This window comes from Paenibacillus sp. EC2-1 (genome assembly GCF_049311625.1).
Taxonomy (GTDB): Bacteria; Bacillota; Bacilli; order Paenibacillales; family Paenibacillaceae; genus Paenibacillus_AQ.
Window position 1 is genome coordinate 2,061,482 of record NZ_CP186006.1, and the last position, 13,381, is coordinate 2,074,862.

Genomic DNA, 13,381 nt, shown 5'->3' on the forward strand with positions numbered 1-13,381 from the left:
TGCATTAATCGTACAAGCACATTGTAACTCATCTAAGAAGGAGAGGGAAGTCCAATGATTTCACAAGACCGTATTATAAATGAGTTTATGGAATTGGTTCAAGTGGATAGTGAGACGAGACATGAAGAGCAGATTTCTGCTGTGTTGAAAGAGAAATTTGCTAGTCTTGGACTGAACGTATTTGAGGACGATACCAAGGAGAAGACCGGTCATGGGGCTGGCAACTTGATTATTACTTGGGATGCGGAACAGGCTGAGGAAGCAGCTAAGCTTTTATTTACATGTCATATGGATACCGTTACACCAGGCAATGGTATTAAGCCTATCCTTGGTGAAGATGGATGGATTCGTAGCGATGGTACGACGATCCTAGGATCTGATGATAAAGCTGGGATTGCAGCTCTTCTAGAAGCAATACGTGTCATTCAAGAGAACAAAATCCCACATGGTAAGATCCAGTTCGTGATTACTGCGGGTGAAGAATCGGGCCTTGTAGGTGCGCGTGCACTTGACCCTAAATACTTGGATGCTGATCTCGGATATGCACTGGATTCGAACGGGGAAGTAGGAGCTATCGCTGTAGCAGCACCGACTCAAGCCAAGGTGACGATGATCATTAACGGCAAATCTGCCCATGCTGGAGTGAATCCAGAAGATGGAATCAGTGCCATTCAAGTTGCGGCAAAGTCGATTGCGAAAATGAGCTTAGGTCGGATTGACGAAGAAACGACTGCTAATATTGGAAAATTCCAAGGCGGCGGTCCGACAAACATCGTGTGCGATTATGTACAGATTGATGCTGAAGCTAGAAGTATTGTACAGGAAAAAGTAGAGAAGCAGATTAATCAGATGCGTGAAGCTCTGGAAACTACGGTTCGTGATTTTGGAGCAAAATGTGAGTTCCGTAGTGAGATCATCTACCCTGCTTTCAGTTACAACGAGAAAGATGAAGTCGTTCAATTGGCACAACGGGCAATTGGTGGATTAGGTATGCCTAGCCGAACCTTCCCTTCAGGTGGAGGAAGCGACGCTAATATATTTAATGGTTTAGGTATTCCAACGGTAAATCTTGCCGTAGGTTATGAAGAAATTCATACAACAAATGAGCGAATTAAAGCTTCAGATTTGGTCAAAGCAGCGCAAGTTGTTGTAGCCATTATCCAAGAAGCAGCTAAGGTTGATTCTAAATAACAAGCATAATGATACGAAATCTTTGATAGATCCAAAACAAAAAAAGCACCTCTTAGGACGGACATTGGAATAAACGTACAGTTTATCCAACGAAAATCTAAGAGGTTCTTTTTATAGGTCAATGAAGTGAGAATATTAGTTAAGTATGGATGATTGATCTAAACCGTACTTTCTACGCTTCTGGGCAGGTGTCCAGCTCGTGTGCCACTTCGTGTTTTCAACAATATGAAGTGCAGCATTGATACTATGCATGTATTCTAATGACTGTTCTTTTACTGTTCTTGTGCTTTCAATACGAGTCATTCGTGATGTAAGGGAGAGAAGGGCTGAATGTAAGTAGCAGGCAGCTTCTCCAAACCTCGCATTCGTATGCTCGGCTTGAGATAATCGTAAATTTTCAAATATTGCAGACGCTTTATCATATTCCCTCTGATCATATAATCGTTCAGCAGCGATAAAGTGAAGTTGATTACTATATGAAGTTGAATTAATCCTTGGTAGTTCAACCATTTGCTTCAGAAGAGAATCAACGAGATCGATGTAACCTTCTGTATACAACATACAGATGAGGTTGTGTTTCTCGAGATCATCTTCTATGGATAGCATATAATCTGCTTCTGTTACCATTCCTACTGATAATGCGGCCTTGGCTATCTGAATGCGTTCTGAATCAGATGGAGGTAAATAGGGGAGTGTACCACTTAGTCTCCAGTTGCACAGAAAAATAGCATGGTTAATAAAACAGCGATCCCCTTCTGAGGGCAAATGAAGGATTGTACACTCATACTGTAGACGAGTTAATAATGTTAATGCTTCATTGAGACGACCATCGTTAATCAGACAGCGGGCATGTTTGATGCCTGATTCAGTGTCATTGTATTCGGCCATGTTAAAGCAGTGTACAGCCTCTTTGTAGGCTCCGATTTCAGTGAGTGCATTCCCAAGCTCTGAAGGTGGAATGGAATGTGTTGATAATTCAGCAAGGAGACGTGTGAGTATGTCCGCGTCATTGATCCCTTGTTTGTGGAGCATTACAGCCCATTCTCTTAATGATGATGAAGTGTAAGGTACACCGAAGCATAGTGCTTGTCTGAAAGAAGTTGTGGCTTCATCGCATTTATTCATTCTGGCGCTTAGACGCCCGTATTCAATCCAACTTAATGCGGAGCCTTTCTTTTCCGTAGGTGATGAAGGATTTACTTGGATGGCATTAATTGCTCCTCGTTTGAAGTACTTCAACGCTTCTTCAAAATGACCACGAGACTCGTGCCATTTCCCAAGCTCATAATCATCTGATGGTGGTTCTGTATGATGTTCGGGTTCTCTATTTATTAGATGTCGCATTTCGAAACCTCCCAATAATAGAACACATAAACAGGCATATTAGTCATGGTTTTTGTAAGAAAAAAATAGAAAAAAGTCGAATTTTGATTCTAAAGACCTAGTTGATTGCTCATTTTTTGCATTATTTATTGGATTGAAGAAGTTCAGCAATCGTGACTTCTGGCCCCCACTGCTTTTGCCATTGTTTCAACATGACTTTGATCTGCCAAGCTTGTCCAACCATATGTATGGACTTTGTACCTTGATAGCTTTTCATTGTCACATACCTTCTCTCATATGAAGTTTGATATAATACACCTTATGCACTAGCATGGGCAGACATGCCGTTTTTAAACAAAGGAGGCCATAATATGAGTGATCTCGGGAATAAAGAGCTCCATTCAAGTAATAAATCTTTAGAAGAAACAACGGTATCTACAGAACAGATTTTTGAAGGGAAGATTATCTCTTTACAAGTGGATACAGTGACACTTCCTGATGGCAACCAAGCAACAAGAGAAGTCGTTCGGCATCCGGGAGCTGTAGCCGTTCTCGCACTGCACGGTGATAAAATGCTGGTCGTGGATCAGTACAGACAACCTTTAGGGCGTTGTGAAGTAGAGATTCCTGCTGGGAAATTAGAACGTGGGGAAGATCCTCTCGAAGCTGCTAAACGTGAGCTGCAAGAAGAAACGGGATATACTTGTGGTAAGATTCGAAAACTACATTCTTTCTATACCTCGCCTGGGTTTGCAGATGAGATCATCCACCTCTACTTGGCTGAGGATTTGGAGTTAGGGGAGATGAATCCGGATGAGGATGAATTTCTTGAAATGTCAGAAATCACGTTGGAAGAAGCATATCAACTTATAAAAGAAGAACGCATCAGTGATGCGAAGACAATCATGGCTGTTTATGCGTGGAATATGTACAAGCTTACAGGTGTTATCTAATATGGATACTACGTCCCATCAGGAAGTAACCGCGGACTTGCGAGAGTATTACTGTGATATGCACATTCATATTGGACGAACACAAAGCGGTCAAGCTGTAAAGATCAGCGGGAGCAAAAACTTGACCTTTGAGAACATAGCTAAGGAAGCAGCAGAACGCAAGGGAATAGAAATGATTGGAATTATAGATTGCCATTCTCCATCGGTACAGGATGATATTCGTGCATGTCTTGATGAGGGTTTAATGAAGGAACTTGATGGCGGAGGAATCGCGTATCAGAACACGGTTATTTTGATGGGCAGTGAAATAGAGATTAAGGGTACAGGGAAAGGGGCAGCTCATGTATTGGCATTCTTCAGAGACTTGGATACCATTCAAGATTTCACGAAGTGGATGTCACGTTATATGAAGAATGTCCAACTTAGCTCCCAGCGAATATACGTGGAGCCAAGAGAGCTACAACAGGAAATATTGGTACGGGATGGTATTCTCATTCCAGCACACGTATTCACCCCACACAAAGGTCTTTATGGCAGTATGGCAGATCGAATGTCCGAGGTATTCGATTTAAATGGGATTGCTGCTATCGAGCTTGGACTTAGTGCCGATTCAAGCATGGCAGGTTATATTTCTGAGATGGATAACTATTCGTTTCTAACGAACTCAGACGCTCACTCTCTTGGTAAAATCGGGCGTGAATACAATTCGATCCAGATGGCTTCTCCCTCTTTTGATGAGTTTAGAAAAGCACTTGCACGCCAGGATGGAAGGTATGTTGCAGCGAACTATGGACTTAACCCGCTTCTTGGGAAATACCACCGAACGTACTGTTCAAACTGTAATAGTATTTTAGATGAAGTGATGATTGTATCCTCGAAGGATAGATGTCCGCTCTGTGGAAGTTTAAAGACAGTACAAGGGGTCTTCGATCGGATCATGTCTATTGCGGATAGAGAAGAGCCTTACTATCCTTCTCACCGGCCTTCTTACCACTACCAGGTACCGCTAGAATTCATTCCGGGTCTAGGTAAAGCAGTGATGTCCAAGTTACTTGCTGCGTTCGGTACAGAAATGGCAATTCTACATCGAACATCTACTGCTGATCTTGCTTCTGTTGTTGGTGAGGGGATTGCTAACCGTATTGTTGAGGCGAGAAATGGAATCCTCGAACTATCATCTGGAGGCGGAGGAACCTATGGAAAAGTTGTTCGGGATTCGAAAACTATGAAATCTATTCGATAGTCATAGACGGTATCAAACTCACATAGTGTAGAAATAGGGACAGGAAAGGAGACTCTATTTCATGCATTTATTAAGGCAAAGTTTTAAGGAACAGATGCCACTATATGTTTTTGTTGCCGTTCTTTTTTTAGTTGGAGTTCTTTTTGGAGCTTTAATGGTTAATGCATTGTCACTAGAGCAGCAACAGGATCTTGCCAGCTATTTAGATCATTTTTTTCTGACAATGCATGAAGGGGCTGAAGGCCAAAGCGCACCTTCTTTTGGTAGTATCGCAGCACTTCACCTGAAATGGATCGGTTTAATCTGGATTTTGGGGCTATCTGTCATCGGTCTTCCGGGAATACTAATTCTGGATTTTCTCAAAGGGGTATTGGTTGGTTTTACAGTAGGGTATCTTGTAGGTCAATATTCTTGGAAAGGATTGCTGTTTGCTTTAGTTTCAATTGCACCACAGAATATGCTTATCATTCCCGTATTAATGATGAGTAGTGTAGCAGCAATAACCTTTTCTTTATATATCATCCGAAATCGACTTCTAGCACAGCGTGCGGGAAGTGTGACAAAACCATTTGTATCCTATGTCGGATTAACTTTTGTCATGGTTATGCTCATGTTAGGCATTTCTTCATTTGAAACATGGATTGCTCCAAGTATGATGCGTTGGGTAGCGCCTATGTTACTTCCTGCAAGCGGCTTGTAGGATGTAGCAAAACCGTTTGACTTTGTTTGCAAAGTCCCCCTATAATGAAAGAAGTGAACAATTACGTGCAGTGATTTCCAAGGGGGAGGGAAACGATGGAAGCACGGATCGACAAAATCAAACAGCAGTTACAATCCCAAGGCTATAAATTAACGCCCCAAAGGGAAGCCACCGTCAGCGTATTGTTAGAGAATGAGGATGATCATCTCAGCGCAGAGGATGTTTTTATGCTCGTTAAAGAAAAAGCTCCCGAGATCGGTCTGGCAACCGTATACCGTACCCTCGAGCTTCTGAGCGAGCTGCATGTGGTGGAGAAGATTAACTTCGGCGACGGCGTTGCCCGTTATGATTTGCGGACAGATACGTCTAAGCACCATCATCATCACTTAATTTGTACCCAATGCGGAAGCATGGATGAGATACGTGAAGACTGGCTCGGACCACTCGAAGAGCGGCTTGAGAAGGAATTTAATTTCACGGTTCATGACCATCGTCTTGATTTCCATGGCATCTGTTATCGGTGCAAAGAAAAGGGAAAGCAAGATAATAACGAAACTTAATGCAATAGCAATAATCTGTGTTTGATTACGCAGGTAGCCCTCTTACGGAGATACAAGTCTCCGAGAGGGTTTTTTCAACTTTGAAGGTTCAGTTACATAGGATTGGTTTACTGTTTCTATACAGCAGCTATATAACATTTATACATTTTCAGAGTTAATTCATGTGATCAGCTTATTCACGGGCGTCATAATACATGAAATAAGCTCATAGGCTTGGGTGACAGAACTTTTTCAAGTTATCTCATGAAAGAGAGGCGCCTTGCTTATGATTATTTCTATAAGAAGAGTTGGAGCTTTTATAAGGTTTATCCTTATGTTTAGTGTTCTGACTTTGTTTTTTTACTATACCCTTGCTCTCGTTAATGAATGGGTGATGCCGCATGATCCATATCGAGTGCCAGTAGGGCATGCTGTAAAGGCTTTTCAACCTGAAAATTCAATGGACACATGGGTAACACCTCGAGACAGACTTCGCTTATACTATTGGTATGGTGAATAAATGTCTGCTGAGGATGGAAAAGCAGTGATAAGGAGCAGAATATCTCATGAAGCAGTATTTGGACGATTATATCTCTTTCTTAACGGAGGAGAGAGGGTTGTCACGCAGTACTACAGAGTCTTATCGCAAAGATATCGCGTTGTTGATCGAGTTTGCCGAGCAGCGTGGTGTGAATGAAGCGGCGGATGTGAATCGTACGCTTCTTAGTTTATACCTTGGAAATCTGAGGCAACGAGGTAGAGCTCCGTCCACGATGATGAGATGCACCGTTTCCATACGATCTTTTTTTCAATATTTGATGCGTCGTTCTATTATTGTGCAAGATCCTTCAATTCATCTTGAAGCCCCGAAGCCGGAGCGCAAGGTCCCTAAAGGACTTTCTATTGATCAAGTAGACAAGTTGTTGAATGCACCAGATGGGTCTACTCCTCAAGGAGCTAGAGATAAAGCGATGCTTGAGCTGCTGTATGCGGCAGGTATTCGTGTCTCAGAACTGGTGAATCTGGGTGTGAATGATGTGAATACAGACATGAAGTTTGTACGATGCACTGGAAGCTCAGGTAGAGAGCGAATCTTGCCTATTAGTCCACTTGCTGCACAAAGTGTGGAATGGTATGTAAACGGTATGAGGCAGAAGCTGCTAAAGAAAGATGATGAAGAAGAGGGTCTATTTCTGAATTCATTAGGTACTACGCTAACACGTCAAGGTTTTTGGAAGATCATTAAGAAATATGGTAGAGAAGCAGGGATTACAGAAGATATTACACCGCATACACTTCGACATTCCTTTGCTATCCATATGCTTGATAATGGTGCGGATCTTCGTTCCGTACAAGAAATGCTTGGACACTCTGACATTTCTACAACACAGATGTACCAGACGCCGAGGAAAAGTATGAAAGAAGTATATGAATCTCACCATCCACGAGCAGGAAATTAATGAATATATAAGTTTCCGTCGTAATGGTAGTCCTAGAATCAAAACTAGATGAGTTCCTAACCAATAATCAAGGAGTGATCAACATGTCAGACAACACCAAACATCGTTTCGAGCGAATCTGTTTTATTGTACTTGACAGTGTGGGGATCGGAGAAGCACCGGATGCTGCCAAATTCGGAGATATTGGGGCTCATACCCTTGGGCATATTTTGGAACATAATCCTGATTTGACTTTACCCAATCTTCAGAAGCTTGGTCTAGGTAACATCGCTTCCTTACCGTCTGTTGCTCCTATGGACGCACCACTAGCTTATTATGGTAAAATGCAAGAGCAGTCCGTAGGTAAGGATACGATGACGGGCCACTGGGAATTAATGGGACTTAGGATGAATTCACCTTTTAATTCATATCCGCAAGGCTTTCCATCTGCACTTATAGCTCAGTTTGAACAACAGACTGGACGTAGAGTCATTGGGAACAAACCTGCCTCTGGAACAGAGATCATTGAAGAACTTGGGGAAGAACAGAAGAAGACTGGAGCATGGATTGTATATACCTCTGCGGATAGCGTGTTTCAAATTGCAGCTCATGAAGAGGTAATCCCACTGGAGGAGCTTTACGCAGCTTGTGAAATCGCCCGCCGGCTTACGCTACAGCCTGAATTCTCTGTTGGGAGAGTCATTGCACGTCCTTATGTGGGACATCCCGGGAAGTATATTCGTACATCGAATCGTCGTGATTACGCTGTGAAACCTCCAGAGCCAAGCGTGATGAATGCACTTGAGCATCATGGGTTGGATGTGATATCCATTGGTAAGATCAATGACATATTTACAGGAGAAGGCATTACGAAATCGCATCCGACCAAAAGTAATGAACATGGTATTGAAGTAACGCTTGCAGAACTAAGTCAAGATTTTAAAGGCTTGCTGTTTGCGAATCTGGTTGAGTTTGATTCACTCTATGGACATCGGCGTGATCCGATGGGATATGGACAGGCATTAAAAGTCTTTGATCAAGCACTTCCGGATATCATGGACCGCTTGAATGAGAAAGACTTGCTTTTGATTTCAGCAGACCATGGTAATGATCCGACACATAAAGGCACGGATCATACTCGGGAGTTTGTGCCTTTACTTGCTTATAGTCCGGGTCTTAAAGCCCCAGGAAGTCTAGGTGTGCGGACGACCTTTTCGGATGTTGGTGCAACCATTGCGGACAATTTTGGGTCGAAACCGCCAGAATACGGCAAAAGCTTTTTATCACAACTAAAATAAAGATGGATTGGGAGAGGTGCTTGAATGAGTACGTTAAATCAGGGGATTATTGAAGAAGCAGCAGCTTTTATTCGTGGAAAAGGCGGTGTGAGGCCAGAGGTTGGACTTATTCTAGGTTCTGGGCTTGGGATATTAGCTGATCTCTTGGAAGATTCCGTTTCTATTCCATATACGGATATTCCACATTTTCCAGTTTCAACGGTAGAAGGTCATGAGGGAGAATTGTTACTTGGGAATATCAAGGGACGTCCTGTTGTTCTCATGAAAGGGCGCTTCCATATGTACGAAGGATACGGTCCGGAGTTGACTGCATTTCCAGTCCGAGTGATGAAACAACTTGGTGTCAAAAGTCTGCTTGTCACGAATGCAGCAGGTGGAGTCAATACAGATTTCGAACCAGGTGACTTGATGCTCATCACAGATCACCTTAATATGACAGGTCAAAACCCTCTAATTGGACCGAATGATCCGGCGCTAGGTGTACGTTTCCCGGATATGTCAGAAGCTTATAGCCGTCGGCTGCGCAAACTGGCTTTGGATACCGCAGAGAGCCAAGGCATCACACTTCAGCAAGGTGTATATGCAGGTTTACTCGGTCCTACATATGAAACGCCTGCTGAAATTGTAATGCTGCGTACCATTGGTGCAGATGCAGTTGGAATGTCCACGGTATCAGAAGTCATCGTTGCGCGTCATTCGGGTTTGGAAGTGCTAGGTATATCCTGCATTAGTAATATGGCAGCAGGCATACTAGACCAACCTTTGTCTCATGATGAGGTAATGGAAACGGCTGAGAAAGTGCGTGAGAAGTTCCTAGGTCTTGTGATGGCCATCATTCCAGGTATGTAAAGACCATAAGATCGATTGAGGTATTGATGGATGAGTTCACTTCCGGGCATGCTAGTTGTAAACAATTTGGGAGTGAAGCTTATGGCAAGAAGAAATAGAAGATATGTGGTGCCCGGAGCAGCTAAGCAGATGGGAGCCTTTAAAGCAGAAGTTATGAACCATGAGGGCTATGTGACGGACCCAGGACATCCTGATGATGTAAAGTATGAGGTAGCCAAAGAACTTGGAATACCTCTAAAGGCCGATGCAAATGGTGATCTGACAACAGAAGAAGCAGGCCAGATCGGTGGGAGAATCGGCGGTTCCATGGTCCGTGAAATGATCCGTCTTGCTCAGCAGGAGCTGGTGGACCGTGAGACCCACAAATGACCGGATTCATATGGATTGGTATCTAGGTCGTGCACATGCTAAATAACGAACGAGAATGGTTACTCTATATGACAGCCATTTTCCGTAACTTTTATCCTGAGCAGTTGGCACTAAACACTTCCATAATTTCTCTATTTGAAAGATATGGATATATTCACCATATGGATAGTAGTTCTTTTGGATAGACCTCAAATATCTTTTAATACAAGTGAGCCCGTCCTTTAAGGATATGGGCTCATCTTTTTTTTGATTATCAATGCTATAATAAACCCCGTTTACTACAGGAGGATACGAAAACCTCACTGGGGAATGGAGGGAGATTATGATTACGAGAACATACAAAATGAATGCTGGACTGTTGTTTGTGGTTGCTTTGCTTTTAATAGGATTTCAGTCTCCGGCTTATGGAGAATCGACAGGGAAAAAGGCAACATGGCTATGGCAAACAGAGTTAATATCAGATGGTGGGGAGCAAATCCTTAATTTCGCTCGTGAAGAAGGCATTAATCTGATTTATTTACAAATCAATCGAAAGCTACCGAAGGAACTATACGAAACATTTATAGAACGTGCACATAACGCACAAGTGGCTGTACATGCATTGGGGGGAGACCCGCGTTGGGCTTTACGAGAACATCAGGAAGATATGTATGGTCTTGCTAACTGGGTTGTTGATTATAATGCTAGTGTATCGTCTGAGGGGCGATTTGATGGTATCCATCTTGATATAGAGCCTTATGTCCTTAACAGATGGGCAACAGAGCAGGGAGAGATCATCTCATCTTGGAAGGAGAACATTGAAGTCTTCCTGAGTATTGTATCAGGGTCAGACTTAGAGCTTGGGATCGATATCCCATTCTGGTTTGATTCGATTCAAATGGCTGATGGACAATATTTAAATGAGTGGATGATCAGGTCGTTTGACCATATAACGGTACTTGCATATCGGAATCAAGCGGATACTGATCATGGCATCATTGCTCAATCGAAACATGAGCTCGAACTCGCAGATCGTCTGGGGAAGCAAGTTATTATTGGTGTAAATACGATGGAAATGCCGGGTGAGAAACATACAACATTTTATGAAGCTGGCAAAGAACGAATGGATCAGACACTTGAGTATGTAGCAGAGGCACTGAGTTCACACCCTTCTTTTGCAGGTCTGGCAGTGCATGATGTACTCCACTGGCAGAACATGCCCTCTAAGGGGGATGGGGAAGATACAGGCTCTGGGGAAGAGGTTCCACCTGTTGAACCTGACCCAGATCCGGAAACGGGTGAACGTGTCCCAGATGCTAATCCTGTTGCACGTGATTCTATGGTAAGAGGAACTTACATATGGGAAGCAAAAGAGGTTATCAATAACAGTGAAGAAATACTCAAGTTCGCCGAAGAGAAAAATTTAAATTGGCTTTATGTTCGATTGGATTTAGAGCAACCATTCAGTGCATACCGTGCATTTGTTAAGCAAGCAGCTGAAGCAGGGATTGAAGTTCATGCAATGGGTGGACACCCGATATGGGCGCTTCAAGAGAATCGTGCGAAGATGTTAAGACTTATAAAGTATGTGAAAGAATACAATAGATCGGTCCAAGGTAATGAAAGGTTTCATGGTATCCATTTAGATATTGAACCTTATGTTTTGCCAGAATGGAGAATGGATTCACAAAGGGTCATCTCAGAATGGACCTCAAATATGGAATTGTTCGTGCAAGAGCTTAAAAAAGATTCTAATCTACAAGCAAGTATGGATATGGCGGTATGGCTCGATAAGTACACCGTTCCAGGTACTGAAATGTCTCTCAGTAAATGGATGATTGATCAAATGGATCACATCTCTCTCATGGCATTTAGAGATACAGCGGAAGGTTCCAACGGCATTGTTAAAGTGACAAAGGAAGAGATCGCTTTTGCAGATGAATTGAATAAACCGCTCATCATTTCTGTGGAGATGAAAGAAAGTCATGAAGGAAATCATATTACTTTTTATGAAGAAGGTTCAGCTTACATGGAGGGTGAACTTGCGAAGCTCCAAGAGATCCTGAAGGAATCTACCTCATATACCGGAAATGTGGTACACGCATATGAATATTGGAAGAATGGTAAGCCTTAATCTAAATATCTTTTTTTTTATTAAGTATAGGAGATATCCGTTACAATCTGGAATAATTTACTTCCAACCTGACAACAATGGGAACAGACCCGTTTATTGAGAAGCGGGATATGTCATTACGATTGTCAGGAGGGGACGGAGTTGAAAAAGGCGTTTATTGCCGGGATACTATCACTTAGTATCGTATTTTCACTGGCGTCAGCAGGCTATGCTGATGAGAAGAAACCTAGCGGGGCATCTGATAGTGAGCTTGCGCCAAGCGCTAGGTCTGCAATTTTGCTGGATGCGGATACCGGAACTATCATTTATGAGAAAAACAGCCATGATAAGTTGCCTCCGGCCAGCATCACGAAGATTATGACGATGCTGCTTACGATGGAGGCCATTGAGGACGGCAGGCTGAAAATGACTGACAAGGTGCGGACTAGTGATCGTGCTGCTTCGATGGGAGGATCCCAAATATTCCTTGAACCGGGTGAAGAGATGACGGTCGATGACATGCTCAAGGGCATCGCAATGGCCTCTGGTAACGATGCATCCGTAGCCATGGCAGAGAAACTTGCTGGTTCTGAGGAAGAGTTCGTGAAGATGATGAATGAGAGAGCTGCTGAACTTGGGATGAAGAACACTCATTTTGCTAACTGTAATGGACTCCCGGTTGAGAACCACTACAGCACAGCTCATGACATTGCATTGATGAGCCGTGAACTGCTGAAGCACGAACAGATTACGAAATATACAGGAGCATATCAGGATTATCTACGTAAGGAGACACCAAAGCCCTTCTGGTTGGTAAATACAAATAAGCTGGTTCGTTTTTATCCTGGAGCAGACGGACTTAAAACCGGTTATACTTCGGAAGCAAAATTCTGTCTTTCTGCAACGGCAACTAGGGACGGCCTTCGAACGGTAGCTGTTGTACTTGGGGCGCCAGATACGAAAAATCGTAACAATGAAATCTCTCGCATGTTCGATTACGGCTTCGCTCAATACAGCAAGCATGCAATTTATAAAAAAGGTGAAATGTTAGGCAGCATCCAGATCTCCAAAGGGACTGTGCCACAAATGCAGCTTCAAGCAGAAGAGAACTACAGTGTTCTCGTTAAAAAAGGTGGGAAAACAGCGGATCTACGTCATGAGGTGACCATACCTAAGAGCATTAAGGCACCTGTAACGGCTGGACAGGTCGTAGGTAAGCTGTCCGTTTATCAAGGGGATCTGCTGGTGAAGGAATTTGATCTCAAAGCACCTGCAGAAGTGAAGAAAGCAGGATGGTGGAAACTATTTAAGAGAACGACAGGAAAGTTGTTTCATGTAGATTGATAGGAGTTTTCTTCTAGTTTTGTCGGGGGGCAGGAATGTCT

General features: G+C 43.0%; 14 protein-coding genes. 12 read left to right on the top strand and 2 right to left on the bottom strand.

Features of this window, described 5'->3' with window-relative positions; genetic code table 11:
* Window positions 1–54: 54 nt before the first annotated feature.
* Complete coding sequence (locus ACK8P5_RS09690; RefSeq protein WP_422660732.1) at window positions 55–1,191, top strand: tripeptidase T; 1,137 nt, start codon at window positions 55–57, stop codon at window positions 1,189–1,191.
* Between the two features lie 135 nt (window positions 1,192–1,326).
* Here the strand turns inward: ACK8P5_RS09690 and ACK8P5_RS09695 are convergent, their stop codons facing one another.
* Both ACK8P5_RS09695 and mciZ read right to left on the bottom strand, forming a co-directional pair.
* Window positions 1,327–2,535 (bottom strand): tetratricopeptide repeat protein, encoded by a 1,209-nt coding sequence (locus ACK8P5_RS09695; RefSeq protein WP_422660733.1) that lies wholly within the window; start codon window positions 2,533–2,535, stop codon window positions 1,327–1,329.
* A 121-nt stretch (window positions 2,536–2,656) separates the two neighbouring features.
* Entirely contained in the window at window positions 2,657–2,791 is a 135-nt protein-coding gene (gene mciZ / locus ACK8P5_RS09700) for a Z-ring formation inhibitor MciZ (protein WP_422660734.1), read from the bottom strand.
* Between the two features lie 94 nt (window positions 2,792–2,885).
* On the opposite strand from mciZ, the gene ACK8P5_RS09705 reads away from it, so the two are divergent.
* The 11 genes from ACK8P5_RS09705 (at window position 2,886) to ACK8P5_RS09755 (ending at window position 13,340) form a co-directional block, all read left to right on the top strand.
* On the top strand, window positions 2,886–3,467 hold the full coding sequence (locus ACK8P5_RS09705) for an NUDIX domain-containing protein (RefSeq protein WP_422660735.1): 582 nt from the start codon (window positions 2,886–2,888) through the stop codon (window positions 3,465–3,467).
* Window position 3,468: 1 nt separating this feature from the next.
* Window positions 3,469–4,710 (top strand): endonuclease Q family protein, encoded by a 1,242-nt coding sequence (locus ACK8P5_RS09710; protein ID WP_422660736.1) that lies wholly within the window; start codon window positions 3,469–3,471, stop codon window positions 4,708–4,710.
* A 61-nt stretch (window positions 4,711–4,771) separates the two neighbouring features.
* On the top strand, window positions 4,772–5,410 hold the full coding sequence (gene spoIIM, locus ACK8P5_RS09715) for a stage II sporulation protein M (protein ID WP_422660737.1): 639 nt from the start codon (window positions 4,772–4,774) through the stop codon (window positions 5,408–5,410).
* Between the two features lie 95 nt (window positions 5,411–5,505).
* A complete protein-coding gene (locus ACK8P5_RS09720; RefSeq protein ID WP_422660738.1) occupies window positions 5,506–5,970 on the top strand; it encodes a Fur family transcriptional regulator in 465 nt (154 codons plus the stop codon).
* A 265-nt stretch (window positions 5,971–6,235) separates the two neighbouring features.
* The gene (locus ACK8P5_RS09725) at window positions 6,236–6,469 is read left to right on the top strand and encodes a DUF4227 family protein (RefSeq protein WP_422660739.1); all 234 of its coding nucleotides are present in this window, start codon (window positions 6,236–6,238) and stop codon (window positions 6,467–6,469) included.
* 46 nt (window positions 6,470–6,515) lie between these two features.
* On the top strand, window positions 6,516–7,409 hold the full coding sequence (gene xerD / locus ACK8P5_RS09730; RefSeq protein ID WP_422660740.1) for a site-specific tyrosine recombinase XerD: 894 nt from the start codon (window positions 6,516–6,518) through the stop codon (window positions 7,407–7,409).
* 83 nt (window positions 7,410–7,492) lie between these two features.
* A complete protein-coding gene (deoB, locus tag ACK8P5_RS09735; RefSeq protein WP_422660741.1) occupies window positions 7,493–8,686 on the top strand; it encodes a phosphopentomutase in 1,194 nt (397 codons plus the stop codon).
* A gap of 24 nt (window positions 8,687–8,710) precedes the next feature.
* The gene (locus tag ACK8P5_RS09740) at window positions 8,711–9,535 is read left to right on the top strand and encodes a purine-nucleoside phosphorylase (RefSeq protein WP_422660742.1); all 825 of its coding nucleotides are present in this window, start codon (window positions 8,711–8,713) and stop codon (window positions 9,533–9,535) included.
* 81 nt (window positions 9,536–9,616) lie between these two features.
* A complete protein-coding gene (locus ACK8P5_RS09745) occupies window positions 9,617–9,904 on the top strand; it encodes an alpha/beta-type small acid-soluble spore protein (RefSeq protein ID WP_422660743.1) in 288 nt (95 codons plus the stop codon).
* Window positions 9,905–10,226: 322 nt separating this feature from the next.
* On the top strand, window positions 10,227–12,017 hold the full coding sequence (locus ACK8P5_RS09750; RefSeq protein ID WP_422660744.1) for a hypothetical protein: 1,791 nt from the start codon (window positions 10,227–10,229) through the stop codon (window positions 12,015–12,017).
* A gap of 141 nt (window positions 12,018–12,158) precedes the next feature.
* Entirely contained in the window at window positions 12,159–13,340 is a 1,182-nt protein-coding gene (locus ACK8P5_RS09755) for a D-alanyl-D-alanine carboxypeptidase family protein (protein WP_422660745.1), read from the top strand.
* Window positions 13,341–13,381 lie beyond the last annotated feature (41 nt).